Source organism: Streptomyces sp. NPDC039423 (genome assembly GCF_055598725.1).
In genome coordinates, this window is sequence record NZ_JBVKAH010000001.1 from 792,849 (window position 1) to 816,568 (window position 23,720).

General features: G+C 73.3%; 21 protein-coding genes. 8 read left to right on the forward strand and 13 right to left on the reverse strand.

Translation table 11 applies throughout. From position 1 onward, the window contains the following. Positions 1–10: 10 nt before the first annotated feature. On the reverse strand, positions 11–3,091 hold the full coding sequence (locus ACZ7LK_RS03540; RefSeq protein WP_469464932.1) for an alpha-N-acetylglucosaminidase TIM-barrel domain-containing protein: 3,081 nt from the start codon (positions 3,089–3,091) through the stop codon (positions 11–13). Between the two features lie 101 nt (positions 3,092–3,192). Here ACZ7LK_RS03540 and ACZ7LK_RS03545 point away from each other — a divergent pair, with 101 nt between their 5' ends. Beyond that, positions 3,193–3,738: a hypothetical protein gene (locus ACZ7LK_RS03545; RefSeq protein WP_469464933.1), complete on the forward strand. Its 546-nt coding sequence runs from the start codon at positions 3,193–3,195 to the stop codon at positions 3,736–3,738. A 115-nt stretch (positions 3,739–3,853) separates the two neighbouring features. Here ACZ7LK_RS03545 and ACZ7LK_RS03550 read toward each other — a convergent pair whose 3' ends face one another. Beyond that, entirely contained in the window at positions 3,854–5,470 is a 1,617-nt protein-coding gene (locus ACZ7LK_RS03550) for a DUF1996 domain-containing protein (protein WP_471138194.1), read from the reverse strand. A gap of 150 nt (positions 5,471–5,620) precedes the next feature. Continuing rightward, entirely contained in the window at positions 5,621–6,607 is a 987-nt protein-coding gene (locus tag ACZ7LK_RS03555) for an NAD-dependent epimerase/dehydratase family protein (RefSeq protein ID WP_471138196.1), read from the reverse strand. Between the two features lie 194 nt (positions 6,608–6,801). On the opposite strand from ACZ7LK_RS03555, the gene ACZ7LK_RS03560 reads away from it, so the two are divergent. Both ACZ7LK_RS03560 and ACZ7LK_RS03565 read left to right on the forward strand, forming a co-directional pair. Continuing rightward, positions 6,802–7,410, forward strand: a complete 609-nt coding sequence (locus ACZ7LK_RS03560; RefSeq protein ID WP_469464936.1) for a hypothetical protein — start codon at positions 6,802–6,804, stop codon at positions 7,408–7,410. A gap of 56 nt (positions 7,411–7,466) precedes the next feature. Then, the gene (locus ACZ7LK_RS03565) at positions 7,467–8,930 is read left to right on the forward strand and encodes a PepSY-associated TM helix domain-containing protein (protein ID WP_471138198.1); all 1,464 of its coding nucleotides are present in this window, start codon (positions 7,467–7,469) and stop codon (positions 8,928–8,930) included. A 96-nt stretch (positions 8,931–9,026) separates the two neighbouring features. On the opposite strand, the gene ACZ7LK_RS03570 is transcribed toward ACZ7LK_RS03565, so the two are convergent. After that, the gene (locus ACZ7LK_RS03570) at positions 9,027–9,590 is read right to left on the reverse strand and encodes a winged helix-turn-helix domain-containing protein (RefSeq protein WP_392276668.1); all 564 of its coding nucleotides are present in this window, start codon (positions 9,588–9,590) and stop codon (positions 9,027–9,029) included. A gap of 346 nt (positions 9,591–9,936) precedes the next feature. After that, entirely contained in the window at positions 9,937–10,974 is a 1,038-nt protein-coding gene (gene glnII, locus ACZ7LK_RS03575) for a glutamine synthetase (RefSeq protein WP_392276669.1), read from the reverse strand. 219 nt (positions 10,975–11,193) lie between these two features. On the opposite strand from glnII, the gene ACZ7LK_RS03580 reads away from it, so the two are divergent. After that, positions 11,194–12,105, forward strand: coding sequence for a Gfo/Idh/MocA family protein (locus ACZ7LK_RS03580; RefSeq protein ID WP_471138199.1), 912 nt, complete (start codon positions 11,194–11,196; stop codon positions 12,103–12,105). 36 nt (positions 12,106–12,141) lie between these two features. Here the strand turns inward: ACZ7LK_RS03580 and ACZ7LK_RS03585 are convergent, their stop codons facing one another. Together ACZ7LK_RS03585 and ACZ7LK_RS03590 are read right to left on the reverse strand one after the other, a co-directional pair. Beyond that, positions 12,142–12,954 (reverse strand): RlpA-like double-psi beta-barrel domain-containing protein, encoded by an 813-nt coding sequence (locus ACZ7LK_RS03585; protein WP_471138201.1) that lies wholly within the window; start codon positions 12,952–12,954, stop codon positions 12,142–12,144. Between the two features lie 137 nt (positions 12,955–13,091). Continuing rightward, positions 13,092–13,454 carry an arsenate reductase family protein gene (locus ACZ7LK_RS03590; RefSeq protein ID WP_392276672.1) on the reverse strand — a complete coding sequence of 121 codons (363 nt, stop codon included), beginning with the start codon at positions 13,452–13,454 and terminating at the stop codon, positions 13,092–13,094. Between the two features lie 134 nt (positions 13,455–13,588). Between ACZ7LK_RS03590 and ACZ7LK_RS03595 the strand changes: the two genes are divergently transcribed. Next, a complete protein-coding gene (locus ACZ7LK_RS03595) occupies positions 13,589–13,864 on the forward strand; it encodes a hypothetical protein (RefSeq protein ID WP_392276673.1) in 276 nt (91 codons plus the stop codon). Between the two features lie 124 nt (positions 13,865–13,988). Next, entirely contained in the window at positions 13,989–15,170 is a 1,182-nt protein-coding gene (locus ACZ7LK_RS03600; protein ID WP_471138204.1) for a winged helix DNA-binding domain-containing protein, read from the forward strand. A 112-nt stretch (positions 15,171–15,282) separates the two neighbouring features. Here the strand turns inward: ACZ7LK_RS03600 and glnA are convergent, their stop codons facing one another. Beyond that, entirely contained in the window at positions 15,283–16,692 is a 1,410-nt protein-coding gene (gene glnA / locus ACZ7LK_RS03605) for a type I glutamate--ammonia ligase (RefSeq protein WP_392276675.1), read from the reverse strand. 209 nt (positions 16,693–16,901) lie between these two features. On the opposite strand from glnA, the gene ACZ7LK_RS03610 reads away from it, so the two are divergent. Continuing rightward, positions 16,902–17,369 (forward strand): RDD family protein, encoded by a 468-nt coding sequence (locus ACZ7LK_RS03610; RefSeq protein ID WP_392276676.1) that lies wholly within the window; start codon positions 16,902–16,904, stop codon positions 17,367–17,369. Between the two features lie 104 nt (positions 17,370–17,473). Here the strand turns inward: ACZ7LK_RS03610 and ACZ7LK_RS03615 are convergent, their stop codons facing one another. From ACZ7LK_RS03615 to lipB, 4 genes are all read right to left on the reverse strand, one after another. Beyond that, positions 17,474–18,181, reverse strand: coding sequence for a DUF4191 domain-containing protein (locus ACZ7LK_RS03615; RefSeq protein ID WP_392276068.1), 708 nt, complete (start codon positions 18,179–18,181; stop codon positions 17,474–17,476). A gap of 10 nt (positions 18,182–18,191) precedes the next feature. Next, positions 18,192–18,461, reverse strand: coding sequence for an SCO2195 family GlnR-regulated protein (locus ACZ7LK_RS03620; protein WP_392276069.1), 270 nt, complete (start codon positions 18,459–18,461; stop codon positions 18,192–18,194). Between the two features lie 245 nt (positions 18,462–18,706). Then, positions 18,707–19,660 (reverse strand): lipoyl synthase, encoded by a 954-nt coding sequence (gene lipA / locus ACZ7LK_RS03625; RefSeq protein ID WP_469464940.1) that lies wholly within the window; start codon positions 19,658–19,660, stop codon positions 18,707–18,709. Between the two features lie 144 nt (positions 19,661–19,804). Next, complete coding sequence (lipB, locus tag ACZ7LK_RS03630; RefSeq protein ID WP_392276071.1) at positions 19,805–20,617, reverse strand: lipoyl(octanoyl) transferase LipB; 813 nt, start codon at positions 20,615–20,617, stop codon at positions 19,805–19,807. 272 nt (positions 20,618–20,889) lie between these two features. Here lipB and ACZ7LK_RS03635 point away from each other — a divergent pair, with 272 nt between their 5' ends. Continuing rightward, on the forward strand, positions 20,890–22,353 hold the full coding sequence (locus ACZ7LK_RS03635; RefSeq protein ID WP_471138207.1) for a regulator: 1,464 nt from the start codon (positions 20,890–20,892) through the stop codon (positions 22,351–22,353). Between the two features lie 80 nt (positions 22,354–22,433). Here ACZ7LK_RS03635 and ACZ7LK_RS03640 read toward each other — a convergent pair whose 3' ends face one another. Next, positions 22,434–23,702 carry an FAD-dependent oxidoreductase gene (locus tag ACZ7LK_RS03640; RefSeq protein WP_471138212.1) on the reverse strand — a complete coding sequence of 423 codons (1,269 nt, stop codon included), beginning with the start codon at positions 23,700–23,702 and terminating at the stop codon, positions 22,434–22,436. Positions 23,703–23,720 lie beyond the last annotated feature (18 nt).

Sequence of the window (23,720 nt, forward strand, 5' to 3'; positions counted from 1 at the left end):
CGGGGGATGGTCACCTCCCGGGCGTGTCCCCCCAGCCGCTCACCGAGCCGAACACGGCCGTACCGCGCGTCCCGCCGCCCCCGTGCATGGCCGTCATGAACAGTCCCGCGTCCTGCGCCTCGGCCGCGCCCGGCACCCGGACCGTGGCGACCGTACGCCAGGTGGCCCCGTCGTCCGTCGAGCAGGACCCGGTGACCGTGCCCCCCGCGCGGGACAGGCGCAGCAGCACGGGCGCCGCGAAGGGCGTGCCGGTGAGCCGCCGGTAGGTGTCCAGGGTGCCGTCACCGGTCGTGCCGTACGACAGCACCACGCCGTTGAGCGGGGTCACCGCCAGGTTGAGGAACCCCGCCGAGCCGGGCGTGGCCAGGGAGTTCCGTACGGCGATCCCGGCCCGCGCCCAGGGGCCGGTCGCGTCCTGGGACTCCACCCGGACGGTGAGGACCCGGCCGTCCGCGAAGACGCCCTCCCGGTAGAGGGCGCCGAACTCGGCGGTGCCCTTCCACAGGTCCTGGCCGCCACCGTTGATGGCGAACCGGTCCCCGGCCCGGCCGAAGACCGCCCCGCTGTTGGTGTACGTCCGCCACGTCCGGTCCAGGGGCCCGGCCCGGTACAGGTCGCCCTGGTGGACGGTGGTGACCGGCTCCTCGCCCTCGGGGCCGTAGGTGACGCGCAGCTCGTACGGGAGGGGCTCGACGGGGACGGTCAGGGGCCCGGCCGGCGCCACGACGCCCCACGACACGGTGCCGGAGCCGGCCGCCGGGACGGGCGGAAGCCGCAGCGGCGGCTGGTCGCCGAAGCCGGTGAGCGTGACGGTGACCGGGCCGGTGGCGCGGAGGCCGTTGACGTTCCGGAAGGTGGCCGAGACCTCGGCCTCCGCGCCCGGGGAGAACGCCCCGGGGGAGCCGGTGACGGTGACCGCGCCCTGGAACGGCGCCCGGGCGAGGGCCTCGTGCACGCGCGTGGCGGTCCGGTACGGGTCGTGCGGCGGGCGGAGGGGGTAGATGTCCTTCCCGTACGTCCACGCCTCCTCCCTCGCGTACCAGTCGAACGCCTTCGGCGCGCGCCCGTGCGCCAGGGCGTCCTCCAGCTCCTCCAGGTAGGCCCGCCACTGGGGGAGGTGGACGTCGGCGATCAGGCCCGACCAGTCGCGGTTGGCGTAGTTGGCGAGGTGCCCCGCGTCGGCGGCGGGGCGGTCGGCCCAGGTGGTGACCAGCACGCGGGCGGTGCGCTCCATGCCCTCGCGGCGGGCGTCCGCCAGCCAGGGACCGAGGAGGAAGGAGCGGTGCGAGCCCGCCATGTCGTCGCTCAGCCGCATCAGCCGCAGCCACAGCCGGGACAGCGCCCGGAAGGTGTCCCGGTCCCCCTGCGCGTACGCGTCCCGCAGCCGGCCGATGAGCTGCCAGGAGCGGTTGGCCAGCACCTGGCGGCCCAGGTCGGTGAGGTCGTGCCGGTACGCGTCCGAGCGGCGCAGCGGCTCCCGCACGCGCAGCAGCGCCGCGAACGCCCGGTCGAAGGCGGCGGGGTCGAAGGCGGGGGAGCGGGTCGCGTAGTAGGCGCCGGAGCTCGCGGTGAGGGCCGGGCGGGCGGCGAAGAGCGAGTCGTGGGGACGCCCGTCCCGGCTGGTGATCCGGTACGCGGTGTCCCGCAGCACCGCGAAGGCCTCCCGCGCGGCGGCGTCCCGGCCGCCGTACCGGAGGTCCGCGTACCGTTCGAACCAGCGTGTCCGGTCGACGGGCTCGCGGCGCCAGGCCAGCTCCGTGAACAACTCCAGGGCGGCCGGGTCCCGTTCGGCCGCCTCCGGCATGTAGGCCGTCCCGGCGAGCGCGGAGCCGGGCTTGTCGCGCCAGGCGGTGAAGCGTTCGGTCCACAGGTGGGTCTTGGCGCCGATGGTGGTGCGGCCGCCGAAGTTGGGGATGGTGCCGAAGGCGTAGGGGACGCCGCCCCAGTCCTTCTCGCGGTCGGTGACACCCTCCAGGTCGGACCGCCCGTCGACGACGAGGAGGCGGGAGGGGTCCAGGGCGTCCAGCAGCTCGCGGCGCGGGTTCGCCTGCCAGCCGAGGAGCACCCAGGTGGCGCCGGGGCGGGCCTTCTGGAGGGCGGCCTCGACGGCCCGGGCGGCCTCGGGGACGGGCACGTCCCCGGGCGAGCCGCCCTCGTGCAGCAGGTCCATCTTGAAGTGGTCGGCCTCGCCGAACAGGTCCGTCTGGTGCCGGTGGAACGCGGCGGCGACGGCCCGGAACACCTCCGTGCGCGGGTCGAGCCAGTCGGGGCGCCGCAGGCCCGACCAGACGCCCTGCGGGATGGTGCGCCCGCCCGGGTTCCGCGCGGCGAACCCGTCGGGCACGGTGCCGAAGTACCCGGGCAGGACCGGGTGCATGCCCAGCTCGCGGAGCCGGTCGGCGACGCGCCGGCCGAGGGCGGCGCGGCGGGCGATCAGGCCGGGGTCGAGGGGGCCGCCGTACCCGCTCATGTTCTGGAGCAGCCACCAGGGCTGGTGGGAGGGCGCCGGCAGCCAGGCGCGGGCCTCGGCGTCGGTGTACCCGAAGTCCTGGAGCAGCCGGTGGTACACGGCCTCCTGGCCGGTGGTGACGAGGACCTCGTTGCAGCCGTGCAGGGCCAGCACGTCGATCAGCCGCTCCCAGCGCGCCCAGTCGGCGTACGGGGCGGTGTAGCCGTCGTGCGTGTCGTTGAACACGAACCGGTGCGGGACGGTGGCCTCCCGCTCCAGCGGCTCGCCGGGCGCGGGGAGGCGGGTGGGCAGGCCGAGCTGGCTGCCGGCCCAGGAGACATGGGCCCCGCACCGGTACTTCAGGTACCAGTGGACGCCCGTGAGGGCCGTGGCGGGGTCGGTGGCGGCGACCTCGACGCGGCCGGTGGAGCCCGTGACGCGGAAGCGGTCGGGCCCGCCCCGGAGGCGGGCCAGCCGGAACTGGTCGGCGTGCCGGGGCAGGAGCCTTTCGAGGGCGGCGCGGGCCGGGCCCATGGGGTTCTCCTCCGCCGCGGCGGGCGGCCGGGCCGCCCCCACGAGGCCGGCGCCCACGCCGATCGCTCCGGCGGTTCCCAGGAGCCTTCGTCTCGACAGGTCGGCCACGGCGCTCCTCCACGATGCTGACACAACATCAGATACGGACGTGTCGCACGTTACTCGGGGTTCGTCCCCGGAACAGGGGTGCGAACCGGCACGATGGCCAGATGCGTACGGAACGAACTCGTGTGGCGTCGGTGGCGGCGGCCGCCTTGGTGGTCCTGGCCCTGCCCGCCGTGACGGCCTGCGGCGGGGGCGGGGACGAGCCCGACGCCACGCCGAAGACGGCGACGGGCACCCTGGAGGAGCTCGCGGCGAAGGTCGCGTGCGAGCCGAACATACAGACGGACGCGGAGGAGATCCGCCAGGCCAACTGTGAGACGAAGGACGGTAAGTACGTCCTGGCCACCTTCGCCACCGATCGCGGCCAGCGCGAGTGGATCAACGAGGCGAACGATTACGGCGGCGCCTACCTGGTCGGCCGCAAGTGGGTGGCCGTCGGCGAGGAGAAGGTCGTCGGCGCGCTGCGCGACCGGCTCGGCGGCGACGTGGAGACCGGCGCGTCGCACCACTCGGGGAGCGGCGGGAGCGGCGAGCACGGCGGGCAGGGTGAGCACGGTGGTCAGGGTGAGCACGGCGGTCAGGGCGGGCACGGCGCGAAGGGCGCGGGCGGCGCGGCCGGCGCGGGCCACGCGGGGCACGACGGCGGCTGACCGCACGCGGTGAGGGGCCGGACCACCAGGGAGGTGGTCCGGCCCCTCGTCTCTCGCCGATCGCCGGTCGCCGGGCGGTCAGGTCCCTGTCAGGCCCTGAACGGCCGTTCGCCGGTCAGGCGCACCGCCGCCCGCCGTTGATGCAGCTCACCATCTGCTGCATCAGCCGGTTGTTGAAGACGTTGATGAAGTCTCCGTGGTCGGTGATCGGCTTGTGGAGCTGCTCGGGGAACGAGTCCACGGCGAACACCGTCCCCTGCGGAACGTCGTACACGATCCGCTGGACGAGCTGGGGAATGGCCCGGAACCCGTTGGGGCACTGGCCGTTGCCGTCGGCGAAGGCCACGTGTGTCCGGTGGTTGGCGCTGTCGGTGTTCTGGCCGTCCCAGCAGCTCTGGAACTTGAACGACCGTACGACCTGGCTGCCCTGCGGGCAGATCGGGTACTTGTCCTTGAGCTGCCGGTCCTCGAAGCCGGTGCAGCTCCAGGAGGCGTTGGCGTTCTTGTCGCCGTTGGTGAACGCCTTGGCGTCACCGGTGATGATGCGCAGGAACTTCGGCATGGCCGACACCTTGGACACCGGGCTGCCGACGAAGTTCATCGTGACCTGGCTGGGGGTGAGGATCTCACCGACGTTCTTGTCGTTCCCGCCGCCGTCCGCCTGGGCGTCGTTCTCGTTCTGGCCGTTCTGGAGACGCAGGACCGGCCAGAAGTAGGTGGACTTGTCCCCCTGGTTCCGGCAGGTCGTCTGTCCCCTGGCGAGGTCGTCGTCACTGGCGAAGGCGTCATTGGCCTGGTTGCCCACGTAGTCGTGCATGTGGTGGGCGCCATTGCTCACGCCGGGCGCGACGATCACGTTGTCCGGGTTGAACTTGCCGTTCTCGTTCCGCCCGCAGTTCGTGGTGAAGGTGCCCCGCGAGGCGCCGTTCAGCTTGCGGGGGTTGCGGACGTTGGGCTGGACGTTCTGGATGTCGACGAAGTCACCCGCGACGGGCCCGTTGCCCGCCTGCCCCTGCCCCTGGCCCTGACCTTGGCCCTGGTCCTGTCCCTGGCCCTGTCCCTGGTCCTGTCCCTGGTCCTGTCCCTGGTCCTGACCGTCCCCGTTCTGGCCGTCCCCGTTCTGGTCACCGCCGTTCTGGCCGTCTCCGTTCTGGTCACCGCCGTTCTGGCCGTCTCCGTTCTGGTCACCGCCGTTCTGGTTGTCGCCGTTCTGGCCGACGTCGCCGTTCTGGTCCTTCACCTGGTTGGTGTCGTCCGCGCGCAGGGTGCACGGCGCCAGGCCGCTCAGGCCGCCGGGGCGCTGGGCGATCCGGTCGATGGCGATGACGATCCGCTCGATCGCGGCCGTCCGCTTGTCCTTCAAAGGATTCAGAATGGCATTCTGGGCAAAAGCCGGATCCTGCTGGATCTGTTGCTTCTGATCCGCGAAGCGTTGGTACGCCTCGGTGATCTGGGTATCCATGTTCGCCAGTTCCCGGTCCACTTCCGCCCGCACCTGGTAGGGCACGTCGGGAAGACCGTTGGCGACCTCCGGACAGTCGATGGTCGACATCTGCTGGCCGGCGTTCAAAGGCTTCTGCTGCTGCGGGCGGGAGCTGGACCATCCGGACCAGCCCTCACCGGCGGACGCGTAGACATTGGCCGCGACCAACCCGCCGCCGCCCAGTATCAGGGCAGCCGAGGCGGCGATCGCCCGGTTGGCCAGTGTCGAGCGTTTTCGTGTGCGTCGCATGGAACTCCAATCCTGGGCGGGGTGAACCGCTCCGTTCCATACGGCCGCTCCTCGGGGCTCGTTCAGCGCGCCGGGAGATTCGTAGAAACCTACGTCCCCAAAGCGGGCGAACCGCTATTCCTTGCCCCGCCGTTGCCTCCTGTTCCGGCGTCAGCCGCCCAGCGCCTTCGCCTCCTGTTCCGGCGTCACCCCCACCGCCGGCCGGTCCGGCCGGCGCGGTGCCGTCCCGCCCAGCCCGCGCAGCCACGCCCAGGTGTCCTCGACCGTCGCGGCCGCCGGCCGGCACCGCAGGCCCGCCGCCAGGGCCTTGGACACGTCGGCGGCGTGCATCGCGGCGTGCAGTTCGCCGGGCGGGGTCCAGACCGGCAGCCCCGACCAGGGCTCGATGCCCGCGCCGAGGACCACCTCCGGGTCGGTCCACCGCAGTTCGGCGTCCGCACCGGTGGCACGCACACAGGCGTCGAGCAGTCCGCCCATGGTCGTGTGCCCGGGCGGGGACACCAGGTTGTACGGACCCGACAGCCCGGCCTCCGCCGCGTCCAGCAGCCACCCGGCCATGTCCCGGACGTCGATGAACTGGAGGGGCAGGTCGCGCGGGCCCGGGGCGAGCACCGGTCCGCCGCGGGCGATCCGGTCCAGCCACCACGGCAGCCGCCCGATGTTCTCCCACGGGCCGAGGATCAGGCCCGCCCGCCCCATCAGCACCCGCTCCTCGCCGAACGCGGCGACCGCCGCCAGCTCCCCGCCCCGCTTGGCCTCCGCGTACGGCACGCCGGTGGCGTCCGGCGAGCCCGCCACCAGCGGACCGTCCTCGGTCAGCCCCGCCGCCGGCGGCCACGTGTGCACGCTGCGGCTGGAGACGTACACGTAACGCCCCACCCGGCCGGCGAGCAGCCGTGCCGCGTCCCGCACCGCCACCGGGTCCGACGACCACGTGTCGACGACCACGTCCCACCGCCCCTCGGAGAGCGCCGCGAGCCCGCCCGGAACGGTGCGGTCGCCCCGCAGCGACACCACACCGGCCGGCGGCTCGTGGCGCCCCCGGTGAAAGACCGTCACGTCCCAGCCGCGGGCCGACGCCGCCTCGACGACGGCCCTGCCCGCGAACTCCGTACCACCCAGCACCAATAGCCTCATGATCCGACCCTGCCGCGTTCACCACGGCTCCGACCAGCGGTTCTGCTGCCAGAAGAACGGCCGGTCTCCCGCCGCCGCCGACGGGATGGCAGCATATGGCGACGATGACGAATGCCCGGTCGCCCCTGCGCGCCCTGCGTGCCGCACTTTTCGCGGCGGTGTGCGTGACCTTGGCCGCCATGGGGCATTCGTCCATGTCTGCGCACAGTCTTCCGCCCGGGTCGCTGCTCGTCGCCCTCTGCGTCACCGGCGGCCTCGCCTGGCTCGCGGCGGGCCGCCGCCGGGGCGCCGCCACCATCGGTACGGGCCTCCTCGCGGTCCAGGGCGTGCTCCACCTGACGTTCACCGGCGACGGCGGGCACCACGCCCATGGCCCCGCCCCCGGCCCGGCCGGGCACCTGATGCCCGGCATGTCCCACGCCGCCGCCCCGGCCCCACCCGCCGGGCACGCCACCGCCACCACGACCGGCGGCACCGCCGACCTCCTCACCGCGATCACCGGCGGCGCCTCCGCCGGCATGATCGCCGTCCACCTGCTGGCCGCGGCCGTCTGCGCCCTGTGGCTGGCCCGCGGCGAGGCCGCCTTCTTCCGGCTCGCCCGGGCCGTCGCGGCCCTCGCCTTCACCCCGCTGCGGCTGTTGCTCGCCGTCGTCCGCCCGCCCGCCGCCCCGCGCGCGCCGCGTCCCCGGACCCGGCACCTCCGCCGCCACCACGGCGTCGTCCTCGCCCACACCCTGTCCCGGCGCGGCCCGCCCACGTCCCTCCCACCCCGCGCCACGGTCCCCGGAGCGACACACGTCTGACCAGGGGCCGCTTCCCCCTTTCCAGACACGCCATCGCGCCGACTCCTAGGACAGTCATGGCCATTGACGACCGTACGACGGCCGTACCGGCGGAATCCGCCGCCGAAACCGCCTCCGTCCCCACCCCGAACACGACCGGATCGACGTGGAGCGCGCTCCGCCCGCTCCTCCTCCGCATCCACTTCTACGCGGGCCTCCTGATAGCCCCGCTCCTCCTCGTCGCCGCGGTCAGCGGCCTGCTGTACGCCTTGTCCTTCCAGGCGGAGAAGGTCCTCTACCGGCACGAGCTCCAGGTCCCGGTGGGCGACCGGGTCCTCCCGCTGTCCGCACAGGTCGAGGCGGCCCGCCGGGCCCACCCGGACGGCACCGTCACCGCCGTCTGGCCCTCCGCGGAGGACGGCGCCACCACCCGCGTCCTGATGACCGGACCCGACGTCGAGGAGGGCAGGTCGCTCGCCGTCTTCGTCGACCCGTACACCGCCGAGGTACGCGGTGACCTGCCCAGTTACGGCAGTTCCGGGGCGCTCCCGCTGCGGGCCTGGCTCTCCGAGTTCCACGCGAACCTCCGGCTCGGCGAGACGGGCCGCCACTACAGCGAGATGGCCGCGAGCTGGATGTGGGTCGTCGCCCTCGGCGGCCTGGCCCTGTGGGCCGGCCGCCGACGTACCGCCAAGCGGGCCCTGTTCCTCCCCGAACGCGGCCCCAAGTCCCGCCGCCGCACCCTGTCCTGGCACGGGTCGGTGGGCCTGTGGGCGGTGACCGGCCTGGTCCTGCTCTCCGCCACCGGCCTGACCTGGTCCCGGTTCGCGGGCGAGCACATCGACGCCGTCCAGTCGCAGCTCGGCGGCGCCACCCCCACCGTCTCCGCCACCCTCGACGGCGCCGCCGCCCCGGGCGGCACCGGCCATGAGGGCCACGGCGCCGGCCACCACCCCGCCCCCGCCCCCGCCGGCGCGGACATCGGCGTCGACCGGGCGGTCGAGGCCGCCCGCGGCGCCGGCGTCGACGGACGGATCGCCGTGACCCTCCCGGCCGAGGGCCAGGGGTACGTCGTCAAGGAGACGGACACGCGGTTCCCCGTCCACCTGGACTCGGTGGCCGTCGACCCGGCCGACGGCACGGTCATCGACGAACTGCGCTTCGCCGACTACCCCGTGCTCGCCAAGCTGACCCGCTTCGGCATCGACGCCCACATGGGCGTCCTCTTCGGGCTCCCCAACCAGCTCGCGCTCGCCGCCCTGATGGTGGCGCTCGTCCTCCTCGTCCTCTGGGGCTACCGCATGTGGTGGCTGCGCCGGCCGACCAAGGACCGCAAACTGGGCGCCGGCCGGCCCGTACCGCGTGGCGCCTGGCGCAAGGTGCCCGTCACCCTGCTCCTCCCGCTGGCCGCCACGACGGCCCTGGTGGGCTGGTTCGTGCCCATGCTCGGCATCAGCCTGCTGGCGTTCCTCGCCGTGGACGCGGTCCTGGGCCTGACGGCCCGCGCCCGCGCCCGCCGCGCCGCCCGGACCGCGCCCTAGCGGCCACCCCCCGGGGAACCGGAACGGCCCGCCGGAGGGACCGGCGGGCCGTTGCGCCGCGTCAGCCGGCGAGGGCCGGGTGGTGGGCCGGGCGGCTCAGGGGGCGTACTTGTAGCCGACCCGCCGCACGGTCTGGATCGCATGGCGGTGGTCGGCGCCCAGCTTGCGCCGCAGCCGGGCCACATGGACGTCGACGGTCCGCCCGTCGCCCACGTGCCCGTACCCCCACACCGTCGTCACCAACTGGTCGCGCGTGTGCACCCGGTGGGGATGGGCGACCAGGTGCGCCAGCAGCTCGAACTCCAGGTACGTCAGATCCAGCGGCTGCCCGTCCACCTGGGCGGTGCGCCGGGTGGTGTCGATGGTGACCGGCCCCTCGCCCGGGTCGGCCGCGGTCCCCGCCGGAGGCTGCTCGGCCGGGACCAGGACCAGGTAGCCGACCATCGGCGGCTGCCCCGGCAGCACGGGGATGGTGTGCGGGGGCGCGGGCACCCACGTGGCGCCCGGCGGAAGGAAGTCGGCGACGTCGACACCGCCGGGGAGGCGTACGAGGGCCTCGTCGCGCTCGTCGACGGCACGGAGGTGGTGCCGGCCGGGCGCGGGGGGCGGAGTGGCGGTCGCGGCGGAGGGAAGGGCGGTGAGGGCACGGGTGTTGGCCATGAGAGGTCAGCTCTTTCGCGCGAAGGGACGAGGAGTACGTCGTGCGCGGCGGCCGAAGGCCTGCATCGGGGTCCGACGGGATCGGAGCGGAGCAGCCGAAGGGCTTTAGAGGGCCGGCGCGTTCGTCGCGCGGCAACACACCCGGTCGAAGTCGTGGTGCTGACGGGTCGGCCAGAACGGCTGGAGGTCGCTGCGACCCGTCGCGGTGTCCTGAAGGCTGGCCATGCCCCCATTCAACCAGATGCCGGCGCGCGGCACCCCCCCTTCTCACCACCCGGAACGCCACGGGGCGCCCACCGTGAACGATGGGCGCCCCGTGGCGTGCGTACGTGCGGTCGCGCGGGGATCAGACCTGGCCGGCCTTCTCCAGCGCGGAGCAGCAGGTGTCCACCAGCAGACGGGTCACCGTGTACGGGTCGACGTTCGCGTTGGGGCGGCGGTCCTCGATGTAGCCCTTGCCGTCCTTCTCCACCTGCCACGGGATGCGGACCGAGGCACCGCGGTCCGAGACGCCGTAGCTGTACTCGTTCCACGGGGCGGTCTCGTGCAGACCGGTCAGGCGGTCGTCGATGCCGGCGCCGTAGTTCTTGACGTGGTCCATCGGCTTGGAGCCCTCGCCCAGCGACTCGCACGCGGTGATGATCGCGTCGTAGCCCTCGCGCATCGCCCTGGTGGAGAAGTTGGTGTGCGCGCCGGCGCCGTTCCAGTCGCCCTTGACCGGCTTGGGGTCGAGGGTGGCGGAGATGTCGAAGTCCTCGGCCGTGCGGTACAGCAGCCAGCGGGCGACCCACAGCTGGTCGGAGACCTCCAGCGGCGCCAGCGGGCCGACCTGGAACTCCCACTGGCCCGGCATGACCTCGGCGTTGATGCCGGAGATGCCCAGGCCCGCCTTCAGGCAGTTCTCCAGGTGCGCCTCGACGACGTCACGGCCGAAGATCTCGTCCGAGCCGACACCGCAGTAGTAGCCGCCCTGCGCCGCCGGGAAGCCGCCCTCGGGGAAGCCCAGCGGGCGGGCGCCCTTGAAGAAGGTGTACTCCTGCTCGATGCCGAAGATCGGCTCCTGCGACGCGAACCGCTCCGCCACCTCGGCCAGCGCGGCACGCGTGTTGGACGCGTGTGGCGTCATGTCCGTGTTGAGCACCTCGCAGAGCACCAGGATGTCGTCGCCGCCGCGGATCGGGTCGGGGCAGGAGAACACCGGCTTCAGCACGCGGTCGGACGCGTGGCCCTCGGCCTGGTTGGTGCTGGACCCGTCGAAGCCCCAGATGGGCAGATCGGCGACGCCGGTGGCGGCGGAGCCGGCCAGTATCTTCGTCTTCGAGCGAAGCTTGGCGGTCGGCTCGGTGCCGTCGATCCAGATGTACTCAGCCTTGATGGTGGTCACGGGGGCCTCATCCTTTGCGGGTGCAGCGGTATGTCGCGCAGCTTCGCAATACGGGATTTCCCGACCGTTGCCCGTTTGTGAACCCCGTGTTACTCAGGTTCCCTGTGTTTCGCGCCTCCCGGGCCGTCGCCGGGCCGTCGCGGCCGGCCGCCCGCCCCGCCGCTCCGCCGCGGGAGGCCCGTCCGGTGCCCCGTCCGCGTACGGGGCAGACTGGCGGGCATGGACAGCAAGCCGCGCATCGGACTCCTCGGCACCGGCCCCTGGGCCGGCCGTACCCACGCCCCCGCGCTCGCCGCGCACCCCGGCATCACCTTCAGCGGGGTGTGGGGCAGGCGCCCGGAGGCGGCGGCCGCGCTCGCCGCCTCCCACGGCACACGGGCCTACGAGGACGTGGACGCGCTGCTGGCGGCGAGCGACGCGGTGGCGTTCGCCCTGCCGCCGGACGTGCAGGCCCCGCTCGCCGTGCGCGCCGCGAAGGCCGGGTGCCACCTGCTCCTGGACAAACCCGTCGCCACCGGCGTGGCGGCCGCCCGGGAGATCGCCGAGGCCGCCGACGGGGCGGGGGTCGCGTCCGTCGTCTTCTGCACGCTCCGTTTCGCCGCCGGCACGGCCCCCTGGATCGAGGAGCAGGCGGCGCTGGGCGGCTGGTACCTGGCGCGGGCGCACTGGCTGGGCGCGCTGTTCTCGCCCGGGTCGACCAGCGCCTACGCCGCGTCGCCCTGGCGCCGCGAGAAGGGCGGGCTGTGGGACGTGGGCCCGCACGTGCTGTCGGTGCTCCTGCCGGTCCTGGGGGACGTCACGGAGATCACGTCGGCCGTCGCGGGGCCGGGGGACGCCCGGCACCTGGTGCTGCGGCACGCCTCGGGCGCGGGCAGCACGACGACGGTGAGCCTGAGCGCCCCGGTACGGGCCTCGGACGCGGGCGTCACCCTGTACGGCGACCACGGGCGGGCGGAGATGCCCTCCTGGGCGGACGCGGTCGGGGCGTTCGGGACGGCGGTGGACGCGCTGCTGGCAGCGGTACGGAGCGGCAGGGCGCACGCCTGTGACGCCCGTTTCGGGCTGCGTGTGACGGAGATCCTGGCGGCGGCGGAGCGGTTCGCCGGGGCGGAGGCGCGGCCCGCCGACTGAGCCGCGCCTCCTGTCCGGGGTCCGGCCCGCGGGGCGTCAGCCGACGCGCTCGATGCGGGCCTTGCGGATGAGGAACTTGCCGGGCTCGCGGACCTGCTCGAACGCCGCGTTGTTGAGCAGGGCGCAGCTACCGGAGACCGAGGTGACGTTCACGGTGGTCGACTTGTTGTTGTCGAGGTTGGTCACCTTGAGCTTGGTGCCGATCGGGAACTGGTTGCTGGACGCGGCCGGGGCGCCGCCCTCGCCGGACAGGGTGACGGTCGACCCCGCGCAGACCACCTCGCCGGCGTTGCCGCCGTCCTGCTGTCCCGCGCCCTGACCGGCGCCCTGGCCCTGGCCGTTGCCCTGGCCGGCACCTTGCCCGTTGCCCTGCCCGTTGCCCTGGCCGGCGCCCTGGCCCTGCCCATTGCCCTGATTCTGGCCGTTACCCTTCCCGGCGCCCTGGCCATTGCCCTGGCCCTGCCCATTGCCCTGCCCATTGCCCTGGCCCTTGCCGGCGCTCTGGTCCGCGCCCGCGCCCGGGGCCTGCCCGCCCGCCTGGGCGCCGCCTTCCGCACCGCCCTGGGCGCTGCCCTGGCCGACTTCGCACCCGGCGGCCTGCTGCTGGCGCTTGATCTGCTCGATGACCGCCTGGCGGTTGGCGATCCGCGCCTCCGACTGGGCGTCCGGGTTGGCCCGCTGGCCGGCGATGAACTGCTCGTTGTTGCCCAGCGCCGTCGCCAGACCGTCGCAGGCCACCGACGCCTGGCTGGTCCCGGTCATGACGACCGCCGTGCCGCCGGCCATCGCGGCCGCGCCGACGAGCAGGGCGAGCTTCTTCTTTCCGCTGAGCGTCCTCTTGCGTGACACGTGGGGGCTCCTGTCCCCGGCCGTTCGGGGGAGTGACGGCCGGATGGCTTCCGTGTGTGCCCCTACGTACGAGTAGCACCGAGGTTCCGCTCAACTGCCGCTCGGGAAAAGTGAATTACCCCCTCCGGTGCGGCCCGTCAGGAGCGGCCGAGCGCGTCCCGTACCGCCTCGTCCGTCCTGGCCACCACCGCCGAGCCGTCGTCCGCCGTGATGATCGGGCGCTGGATGAGCTTCGGGTGCTCCGCCAGCGCCGTGATCCAGCGCTCGCGCGAACCGGCCTCGCGCGGCCAGTCCTTCAGCCCCAGTTCCTTGGCGGCCGGCTCCTGGGTACGGGTGATGTCCCAGGGTTCGAGGCCGAGCCGGGTCAGCACGTCCCGGATCTCGGCCGGGGACGGCACGTCCTCCAGGTAACGGCGGACGGTGTAGTCCGCCCCCTCCTCGTCGAGCAGCGTCAGTGCGCCACGGCACTTGGAACACGCGGGATTGATCCAGATCTCCATGCCCGCCACCGTACCGCCGGTGACCGCGCAAAGCCGTGCTGGCCAGGGCCGATTGTCAGTGGGCGGCAGTAAAATCGGAGGAGTTCGTGAGGGCCCGGGGGAGGGTCCACACACCGCGTACCAGGAGGTCGCCGATGGCCGTAGCCGCACTCACGACACTACCCCTCGAACCCTTCAAGCCCCTCCGGAAGAAGCCGCTCCCGGCGGGCCGGCCCCGCGAGTGGTACGTGTCCCACAACCGCCGCCTGAAGGCCATGCGACTGGCGATCGCCCTGCTCGACTCGGGCGTCTACCAGCCGTCCCAGGCCGACGACGAGACGATACGGAGCACGGCGGAGCGCATCGGCATCCACCCGCCGTCCGACACCACGTGCCGGATGGTCCGGGCGCTGATCCACACCAGCCGCTGAGCACCACCCCGTGCCCGCCGCGCCGTGACGGGGCCGGCGGGCACGGGGCCCACCGCACGCGGTTCCTCCGGCGGCGTGTCCGGAAGCGCCGCACGACACCGTTTCCCTGGATACGTTCTGCACCATGCCGAGCCACCGTCCCCGCATCACCGACGAAGAGCGCCGCGACCGCCTCGCCGTGCGCCACCACCTCACCCCGGCGGCCCGCGCGGCGACCGTCGAGCGGATCGCGCAGTCCCTCACCGCCCTGCACGGCACCGACCCCGCCACCGTCCACCTCGCCGCCGGAGCCCGGCTGGCCGACCCGGCGGGACCGGTCGCCGCCATGGAACGCGCCCTGTACGAGGACCGCACCCTCGTCCGCATGCACGGCATGCGCCACACGGTCTTCGTCGTCCCCACCTCCCTCGCGCCCGTCGTCCAGTCCTCCACCACCCACGCGGTAGCCGCCCGCGAGCGTGCCACGCTGCTCAAGCATCTGGCGGCGGGCAGTTCCCTCGACGCGGAGTGGCTCGCCGACGTCGAGCGGTCGGTGCTCGACGCCCTGACCGGGCGCGGCGAGGCCACCGCCGCCGAACTCGCCCAGGACGAGCCGCGGCTGCGCGAGCAGTTCGTGTACGCCCCCGGCACCACTTACGAGCAGCGCCAGACCGTCTCCTCCCGCCTGCTGCGCCTGCTGGGCACCGAGGCCCGCGTCGTGCGCGGCCGCCCGCTCGGCTCCTGGACGTCCAGCCAGTTCCGCTGGGCCATCGCCCCGGCGCTCCCCGACGTCCCGCCCGACGAGGCCCGGGCCACGCTCACCCGCGCCTGGCTCGCCTCCCACGGCCCGGCGACCGAGGAGGACCTGAAGTGGTGGACCGGCTGGAAGGTCACCGACGTACGCCGGGCCCTGGCGGCCGTCGGGGCCGTCCCGGTCGACCTCGACCACGGCGCCACCGGCCACGTCCTCCCCGACGACACCGCCCCGACCGCACCCCCGGCCCCCTGGGCGGCCTTCCTCCCGGCCCTCGACCCCACCCCCATGGGCTGGCAGCACCGCGACTGGTACCTCCCGCCCGCCCACCGCGCCGCCCTCTTCGACCGCAGCGGCAACATCGGCCCCACCGTCTGGTGGAACGGCCGCGTCGTCGGCGGCTGGTCCCAGCGCCCCGGCGGCGAACCGGTCTGGCGCCTCCTGGACCCGGACCCGGGCCGTGACGCCCTCACCGCCATCGCCGCGGAAGCCGCCCGCCTCCACGCCTGGCTGGGCACCACCCGCGTCACCCCCCGCTTCCGCACCCCGCTGGAACGGGAACTCTCCGCCTGACCCCCCGCGCCCCGGCTCCGTGACCGAACGGCGAAGGCCGCCACCCGGGTGTCGGATGGCGGCCTTCGGTGCTCGGTGCTCGGTGCGAGGCGCCGGGAGGCGGCGCTGCTCCTTAGATGTCGAAGTAGAGCTCGAACTCGTGGGGGTGCGGGCGGAGCTGGATCGGGGCGATCTCGTTGGTGCGCTTGTAGTCGATCCACGTCTCGATGAGGTCGGACGTGAAGACGCCACCCGCCTGGAGGTACTCGTTGTCCTCCTCCAGGGCCTCCAGGACGGCCGGGAGCGAGGTCGGGACCTGCGGGACGCCCGCGTGCTCCTCGGGGGCCAGCTCGTAGAGGTCCTTGTCGATCGGCTCGGCCGGCTCGATCTTGTTCTTGACGCCATCGAGGCCGGCCAGCAGCAGGGCCGAGAAGGCGAGGTACGGGTTCGAGGACGGGTCCGGGGCGCGGAACTCGACGCGCTTGGCCTTCGGGTTCGAGCCCGTGATCGGGATGCGCATCGCGGCGGACCGGTTGCGCTGCGAGTAGACCAGGTTGACCGGGGCCTCGAAGCCGGGCACCAGGCGGTGGTAGGAGTTCACCGTCGGGTTGGTGAACGCCAGCAGCGACGGGGCGTGCTTGAGGATGCCGCCGATGTAGTAGCGGGCGGTGTCCGACAGGCCGGCGTAGCCCTGCTCGTCGTAGAAGAGCGGGGAGCCGCCCTGCCACAGCGACTGGTGGACGTGCATGCCGGAGCCGTTGTCGCCGAAGATCGGCTTGGGCATGAAGGTCGCGGTCTTGCCGTTGCGCCAGGCGACGTTCTTCACGATGTACTTGAAGAGCATCAGGTCGTCGGCGGCGGCGAGCAGGGTGTTGAACTTGTAGTTGATCTCCGCCTGGCCGGCGGTGCCGACCTCGTGGTGCTGGCGCTCGACCTGGAGGCCGGCGGCCTCCAGCTCCAGGGAGATCTCGGCGCGCAGGTCGGCGAAGTGGTCGACCGGCGGGGCCGGGAAGTAACCGCCCTTGTAGCGGACCTTGTAGCCGCGGTTGTCCTCGACCGCACCGGTGTTCCAGGCGCCGGCCTCGGAGTCGATGTGGTAGAAGCCCTCGTTCGCCGAGGTGGCGAAACGGACGCTGTCGAAGACGTAGAACTCGGCCTCGGGGCCGAAGTAGGCGGTGTCCGCGATGCCGGTGGAGGCGAGGTAGGCCTCGGCCTTCTTGGCGATGTTGCGCGGGTCGCGGCTGTACTGCTCGCCCGTGATCGGGTCGTGGATGAAGAAGTTGATGTTCAGCGTCTTGTCACGGCGGAACGGGTCCAGGCGCGCCGTCGACAGGTCGGCGCGCAGCGCCATGTCGGACTCGTGGATGGCCTGGAAGCCGCGGATCGACGAGCCGTCGAAGGCGAGCTCCTCGGACGGGTCGAACGCCGTGGCCGGAATCGTGAAGTGCTGCATCACGCCGGGAAGGTCGCAGAAGCGGACGTCGATCATCTTGACGTCGTTGTCCGCGATGTACTTCTTGACGTCGTCGGCGTTCTGGAACATCCAACTCCTCCTACTCCCACCCGGGGGAGGGCGGGGTTGTAGCTCGGTCGTGCGGCCAGTGCGGTGGCACACGCTGTTCCCGACCATAGGGAGGCGGGATTTCTCAAGCGTGACCCATTTGTTTCGACCAAGTTAACCGGAGCGCGCCCCTCTGTGTCCCGACGGACCCGGGTCGAAGTGATCGAAAGCGGGCACAGTACGGTGGTCGGGTGGACAACAGGCAAGCAATCGGATCGTGGCTGTCCGGGCCCCGCGCGGCGGCCGAGGACATGGGCGCCGACTTCGGCTACCGGGGTGAGCGGCTCGGCCTGCCGCAGGAGGGGCCGGGTTCCATGGCCCCCCTGGGACGCCGGTTCGGCGCCCTGTTCCTGGACTGGACGCTGTGCATGGTGATCGCATACGGCCTGATCGCGCCGGGTGACCAGGCGGCGGCGGGCAACTGGGCCGTGGTCGTCCTCTTCGTGCTCGGAGTGCTCACGGTGGGCACCGTCGGCAGCACGCCCGGCAAGCGGCTGCTCGGGCTGCGCGTCATCTCGGTCGACGGCGAGCGGCTCGGCCCGGTCCGGGTCGTCGTCCGCAGCGCCCTGCTGTGCCTCGCCGTCCCGGCGCTCATCTGGGACCGCGACGGCCGCGGGCTGCACGACCGGCTCTCCCGCGCGGTGCAGGTCAGGATCTGAGCCCGTCGTACGACACCGGCCCCGCACGACCGCGGACGTAAACGGAGAAGGGGCGCCCCGCCATCACGGCGGGGCGCCCCTTCTCCGTTATGCGGAGGACGGCGCTAGCGCATCTTGCCGCCGCGCGGCATCCGCATGCCCTTGGGCATCGGGCCCTTCGGCAGCGGCATGTTGCTCATGAGGTCGCCCATGGCGCGCAGCCGGTCGTTGGCGGCGGTCACCTGGGGGCCGGAGAGCACCCGCGGCAGCTTGAGCATGGTGGTGCGCACCTTCTTCAGCGGCACCTGGCCCTCGCCGTTGCCGACGATGATGTCGTGCACCGGGACGTCCACGACGATGCGGGCCATCCGCTTCTTCTCGGCCGCCAGCAGCGTCTTGAGCCGGTTCGGGTTGCCCTCGGCGACCAGCACGATGCCGGCCTTGCCGACCGCGCGGTGCACCACGTCCTGGTTGCGGTTCATCGCGACCGCCGGGGTGGTCGTCCAGCCGCGGCCCACGTTCTGCAGGACGGCGGCCGCCGCGCCGGGCTGGCCCTCCATCTGCCCGAAGGCCGCCCGCTCGGCGCGGCGCCCGAAGACGATCGCCATCGCGAGGAAGGCCAGCAGGAAGCCCAGGATGCCCAGGTAAACGGGATGCCCGATCAGGAAGCCGATCGCGAGGAGGACGCCGAAGACGACGAGTCCCACGCCCGCGACGACGAGACCGACCTTGGGATCGGCCTTTCGGGTCATCTTGTACGTCAGAGCGATCTGCTTCAGTCGCCCGGGGTTCGCAGCGGCGTCACCGCTGTCTGATGTTGCCTTCCTCGCCATGCTCTGAAGTTTACGTGGCCCGGGAAGTGTGGCCCGCCACGGCCTCCAGTACGTGCTGCGCCTCGACCCGGTCCTTGGCGCGGCGCCGGTCCTCCAGGACCGACGTCCAGGCGTTGCGCCGGGCGGTGCGCTGGCCGCCGCCCAGCAGCAGCGACTCGACGGCGCGCAGGGCGCCGGTGACCGACGGGAAGGGCTGGGCCCGGACCTCGGAGACATCGCGTGCGGAGCGCGCCGGGCGCGCCTGGTCTGCCGTGCGTACCTGCTGGGTCGCGGCCTGCATGTTCGGGGTCCTCCCTGGGAGCGGGTTCTGCGGGAGTGGGGGTCGTACGCGGCGTCCGCGCGCGGCGGTGTGCGCGGGGCGTACAAGCATCGTCACTGATTGGTGTTACCAGGACGTGACCGACGGGTCAAACGCCGGTGAAACCCGCGTGCCCCGCCCCGGGACGCGACACGGCCCGCGCACGCCCCTCACCTGCGGGGTGTGCGCGGGCCGGGTCGTCAGGGCCGCCGGACCTGTGCGGCGATTCACACGGCGGTCTGGCTCCGCCGCTCCATCGCCTGCTGGAAGAGCCGGCCCGCGCGGTACGAGGAACGGACCAGCGGGCCCGACATCACACCGGAGAAGCCGATCTCGTCGGCCTCCTCCTTCAGCTCCACGAACTCCTGCGGCTTGACCCACCGCTCCACCGGGTGGTGGCGCACCGAGGGCCGGAGGTACTGGGTGATGGTGATGAGCTCGCAGCCGGCGTCGTGCAGGTGCTGGAGCGCCTCGCTGACCTCCTCGCGGGTCTCGCCCATGCCGAGGATCAGGTTCGACTTGGTCACCAGACCGGCCTCACGGGCCTTGGTGATGACCTCCAGCGAACGCTCGTAACGGAAACCGGGGCGGATGCGCTTGAAGATCCGCGGCACGGTCTCGACGTTGTGCGCCAGCACCTCGGGGCGGGCGGAGAAGACCTCGGCCAGCTGCTCGGGCACCGCGTTGAAGTCGGGGATCAGCAGCTCGACCTTGGTGTGGCCACCCTCGCGCTCCGCGGTCATCCCGTGGATCTGCCGCACGGTCTCCGCGTACAGCCAGGCGCCGCCGTCCTCCAGGTCGTCGCGGGCGACGCCGGTGATGGTGGCGTAGTTCAGGTCCATCGCGACGACCGACTCGCCCACGCGGCGCGGCTCGTCCCGGTCCAGCGCCTGCGGCTTGCCGGTGTCGATCTGGCAGAAGTCGCAGCGCCGGGTGCACTGGTCACCGCCGATGAGGAAGGTCGCCTCGCGGTCCTCCCAGCACTCGAAGATGTTCGGACAGCCCGCCTCCTGGCAGACCGTGTGCAGTCCCTCGCTCTTGACGAGTTTCTGGAGCTGGTTGTACTCGGGGCCCATCTTCGCCCGGGTCTTGATCCACTCGGGCTTGCGCTCGATGGGGGTCTGGCTGTTCCGGACCTCCAGGCGCAGCATCTTGCGTCCGTCGGGTGCGACTGCGGACACGGCTGGCTCCTACGGCTTCGATTCCTCGGCGAACACCAGGGTACGCCCGATAAAAGTGTGACCTTCTCGGCGATGGTCGTGACGCCTGGCCAACCTCTGGCCCAAGGGTTGCATTCCCGCGCGTACGGACCGCCCTGGACCGCCCTAGGCGGTCGCCACCGGCTCCGCGTCCCGCTCGATCTCCCGGGGCCTGAGCTCCGCGTTCTCCAGCACGTCCCGCAGGTGGCGTTCCACCACCGGCAGCACCTCGGCGATGGTCACCTCCCGGCCGACCTCCTCCGACAGCGACGTCACCCCGGCGTCCCGGATCCCGCACGGGACGATCCGGTCGAACCAGGTGTTGTCCGGGTTCACGTTCAGCGAGAAGCCGTGCATCGTGACGCCCTTGGCCACCCGGATGCCGATGGCCGCCAGCTTGCGGTCCTCGCGGCGCTGGCCGGCGTTGGACGGGGCGTACTCGGGGCCGTTCAGCCGCGCGTCGAACTCGTCGTCGTGCAGGCGCGGGTCGAAGTCCAGCGACAGGCCGCCCAGCGAGGGGCGCTCCTCCACCGGGTCGCCCAGCACCCAGACGCCGCTGCGGCCCTCGATCCGGGTGGTCTCCAGGCCGAAGTCCGCCGCCGTGCGGATCAGCGCCTCCTCGAGGCGCCGTACGTGCGCGACCACGTCCACCGGACGCGGCAGCTTCATGATCGGGTAGCCGACGAGCTGGCCGGGACCGTGCCACGTGATCTTGCCGCCGCGGTCCACGTCGATCACCGGCGTGCCGTCCAGGGGGCGCTCGCTGTCCTCGGTGCGCCGCCCGGCCGTGTACACCGGCGGGTGCTCCAGCAGCAGACAGGTGTCCGGGACCTCGTCCGCGAAGCGGGCGGCGTGGACCTCGCGCTGCATGTCCCAGGCCCGCTGGTACTCGACGGCGTCCGCGCCGAAGCCCACCCGGACGAATCGCAGCTCACTCACGGCAACGCCTCCCTAGAACCATGCGCCAGAACCTTGCAGCGTGCACTCATCGCGCCCCACGGCCACTGTACGGCGGCGCGGACGATCACCGACCGGCAGGTGCGGCCTGGCACACACCCGGCACCGGCCGTCAGCGCCGCCCCCAATCCTCACACGATCGGATGAATGTGGGGCGAAGACGGCGGTACGGACGTCCGGGGCAGTTAAATTCGCGCCGTTCCAAGGGGGTCTGCACCCCGGCCCAGAAGGCAAGGCAGGAGACCGCACAGCTGATGACGGATCGCCCCCCGCAGCGCACCCCCAACCGCCAGCTCGCCGCCCTCATCGCCGAAGCCGGGTTCTCCAACGCCGGCCTCGCCAGACGCGTCGACCAGCTCGGCCTCGAACACGGCCTCGACCTGCGGTACGACAAAACGTCCGTGACCCGCTGGCTGCGCGGCCAGCAACCGCGCGGCACCACTCCGGCACTGATCGCCGAGGTCTTCACCCGACGCCTGGGCAGACGGCTGTCCGCCCAGGACCTCGGCCTGGACGCCTGCGCCCCGGTCTACGCCGGACTCGAATTCGCCGCCACGCCCGAGGAGGCCGTCGACATCGTCAGCGGGCTCTGGCGCAAGGACTCCGGCAGCCACGCCGAACTCCGCAAGATCGCCTTCACCCCGGCCGGACTCGTCGTCCCCAGCCGCGACTGGCTGATCGGCCGCGCCGACGAACGCGTGGGCCGGGGCGACCCCCACCACCCGGCCGAGCCCCGCGTCCCCGCCCAGGGCCGCGCCCCCGCCGCCCCGCCCCTCTCCGTACCCCGGCAGCGCACCACCGACCGCGGCCCCGGCCAGCGCGTCACCGGCGGCGACATCGCCGCCCTCCGCTCCGTGGGCGAACTGTTCCGCACCCTCGACCACGCCTACGGCGGCGGGCACGCCCGGCAGGCCCTCGTCCGGTACCTGGAACACGAGGCCGAGCCGATGCTGCGTGGTGTGTACGGCGAGACCGTCGGCCGCCGGCTCTTCGGCGCGGCCGCCGACCTGACCCGGCTGGCCGGCTGGACCTCGTACGACATCGCGGCCCACGGCCTCGCCCAGCGGTACTTCGTCCAGGCCCTGCGGCTCGCCCAGGCCGCCGGCGACCGCGCCTACGGCGCCTACGTCCTCATCACCATGAGCCGCCAGGCCGTCTACCTCGGCCACGGCCGCGAGGCCGTCCAACTCGCCCGGGTCGCCCAGCAGGGCGTCGGCTCCTCCGCGCCGCCCGTCGTCCAGGCGATGCTCCACTCCGTCGAGGCCCGCGGGCACGCCGTCCTCGGCGAGGTCCGGGCCGCGACCTCCTCCCTCGTCCGGGCCGAGCGGGCGCTGGACGCCGCCCGGCCCGGCGACGACGTGCCCCACTGGGCGCGGTTCTTCGACGAGGCCCAGCTCGCGGACGACTTCGGCCACTGCCACCGGGACCTCCAGCAGTACCGGGCCGCCGCCCAGCACGCGGAACGCTCACTCCAACTGCGCGCGCCCGGCTTCGCGCGCAGCCGCCTCTTCTGCCGGGTCGTCCTCGCCACCGCCCGCCTCGGCCTCGGCGAACTCGACCAGGCGTGCGCCCTCGGCGCGGAGGCCGCCCAGCAGGCGTCCGAGATGCGCTCGGCACGCGCCGCGGAGTACGTCCGCGAGTTCGAACGTCGACTGGAGCCCTACCGGGACGCGACCGCGGTGCGGAACTATCGGGACCGGGTCGGCGCCATCGGCTAGCCGGCCCCCGGAGACACGGCGGACACGGCGGACGCGTGCCCCGGGGCCCGCGAGCCCGGCGGGACCCCAAGGGACACGTCCTAGGCCGCCACCCGCAGCGGAGGCGCCTCGTAGGAGGACGGGACGCCCAGGTCCCGGAGGACCGCGTCGGCGGCGCGGCGGCCCGACCGGTAGGCGCCCTGCACGGTGCTCGTGTCCCGGTGGTCACCACACACGTACAGCCCGCCCAGCAGCCGCACCGGCCGCCGCGGGTCGTGCGGGGGCGGCATCGCCGGGACGGCCTCCGGATCGTGGTGCACGGCCAGCAGCTCCCAGTCGTCGGTGCCCGTCCCGTACAGCGCCGCCAGATGCCTCCGGACCCGCTGGTCGAGCCGGTCCGGCGGGCTGCCCAGCACCGTCGAGCTGACCAGGACGCGGCCGTACGGCGCCCGCGACGGGTCGACCTCGCTCATCACCGCCGAGTGCGACACCGGACCCGCGCGGTCGGCGTCCAGCACCAGCGCCGCGTCCGGCAGCGGGGCCGCCGGCGCGGTGTGGTGCACCACGGTCACCTGGTGGAAGTCCGGCACGCGCAGCCCCGGCAGCAGCTCGCCCGCCGCCCGGGCGCCGGTGGCCACCACCAGGCAGCGGCAACTCAGCTCGCCGTGCTCCGCGGTGACGACCCGGCTGATGGACGCGTCCTTCACATGGACGCCGGTCTTCACCGTGCCGGGCGGCAGCGTCGCCGCCAGCAGTTCGGGCAGCGCGGCGGCGCCCCCCGCCGGAACGCACAGCCGGCCGCGCGCGAAGTCCCGCAGTGCCAGGTCGGCGCAGCGGCTGGAGGTGGTCAGGTCCGGGTCGCTCAGCAGCGCCGACAGCAGCGGGCGGACGAATCCGCTGACGGTACGGGCCGGCAGGCCGCGGCCCGCGAGCCCGTCCAGCGCCGGGCGCTCGGGGCGGGCCAGCAGCCGGGCGTCCTCCGTCGCGGCCAGCCGGGCCAGCGCGGCCCCCAGCCGGGCCTGGTCCAGCGGGCGCGGCGCGCTCGCCAGCGCCCGCGCCCGGGCCCACCGGGCACTCCTGCCGACCTCGCCGGTGCGGTGCAGCCGGCCCTCGCTGTGCACCAGGACGCCCGGCTGGAAGAGCCGCAGGTCGGCACCGCCCAGACCGGGGTACGAGGTGCTGAACAACTGCCCGGTCCGGTCGAGCCGGAACCCGTCGATGTGCTCGGTGGCCATGCGGCCGCCGATGCGGGAAGCGGCTTCCAGGACGCTGACGGTCACTCCCGCACTGGTCAGTTGATGAGCCGCGGCGAGTCCCGCGATTCCGGCTCCTACGATGATGACGTCCGCGTGGCGTGCGCGCTCAAGCACGTGTCCCTCCCCGGGGTG

What these genes read in the sequence shown, in the direction of transcription:
- ACZ7LK_RS03600 (WP_471138204.1), top strand. Translation starts at nt 13,989, where the DNA reads ATGCCGAGCCACCGTCCCCGCATCACCGACGAAGAGCGCCGCGACCGC.
- ACZ7LK_RS03555 (WP_471138196.1), bottom strand. Translation starts at nt 6,607, where the DNA reads ATGAGGCTATTGGTGCTGGGTGGTACGGAGTTCGCGGGCAGGGCCGTC.
- ACZ7LK_RS03560 (WP_469464936.1), top strand. Translation starts at nt 6,802, where the DNA reads ATGTCTGCGCACAGTCTTCCGCCCGGGTCGCTGCTCGTCGCCCTCTGC.
- ACZ7LK_RS03590 (WP_392276672.1), bottom strand. Translation starts at nt 13,454, where the DNA reads ATGGAGATCTGGATCAATCCCGCGTGTTCCAAGTGCCGTGGCGCACTG.
- ACZ7LK_RS03570 (WP_392276668.1), bottom strand. Translation starts at nt 9,590, where the DNA reads ATGGCCAACACCCGTGCCCTCACCGCCCTTCCCTCCGCCGCGACCGCC.
- ACZ7LK_RS03580 (WP_471138199.1), top strand. Translation starts at nt 11,194, where the DNA reads ATGGACAGCAAGCCGCGCATCGGACTCCTCGGCACCGGCCCCTGGGCC.
- ACZ7LK_RS03635 (WP_471138207.1), top strand. Translation starts at nt 20,890, where the DNA reads ATGACGGATCGCCCCCCGCAGCGCACCCCCAACCGCCAGCTCGCCGCC.
- ACZ7LK_RS03620 (WP_392276069.1), bottom strand. Translation starts at nt 18,461, where the DNA reads ATGCAGGCCGCGACCCAGCAGGTACGCACGGCAGACCAGGCGCGCCCG.
- glnA (WP_392276675.1), bottom strand. Translation starts at nt 16,692, where the DNA reads ATGTTCCAGAACGCCGACGACGTCAAGAAGTACATCGCGGACAACGAC.
- ACZ7LK_RS03595 (WP_392276673.1), top strand. Translation starts at nt 13,589, where the DNA reads ATGGCCGTAGCCGCACTCACGACACTACCCCTCGAACCCTTCAAGCCC.
- ACZ7LK_RS03565 (WP_471138198.1), top strand. Translation starts at nt 7,467, where the DNA reads ATGGCCATTGACGACCGTACGACGGCCGTACCGGCGGAATCCGCCGCC.
- ACZ7LK_RS03550 (WP_471138194.1), bottom strand. Translation starts at nt 5,470, where the DNA reads ATGCGACGCACACGAAAACGCTCGACACTGGCCAACCGGGCGATCGCC.
- ACZ7LK_RS03545 (WP_469464933.1), top strand. Translation starts at nt 3,193, where the DNA reads ATGCGTACGGAACGAACTCGTGTGGCGTCGGTGGCGGCGGCCGCCTTG.
- ACZ7LK_RS03615 (WP_392276068.1), bottom strand. Translation starts at nt 18,181, where the DNA reads ATGGCGAGGAAGGCAACATCAGACAGCGGTGACGCCGCTGCGAACCCC.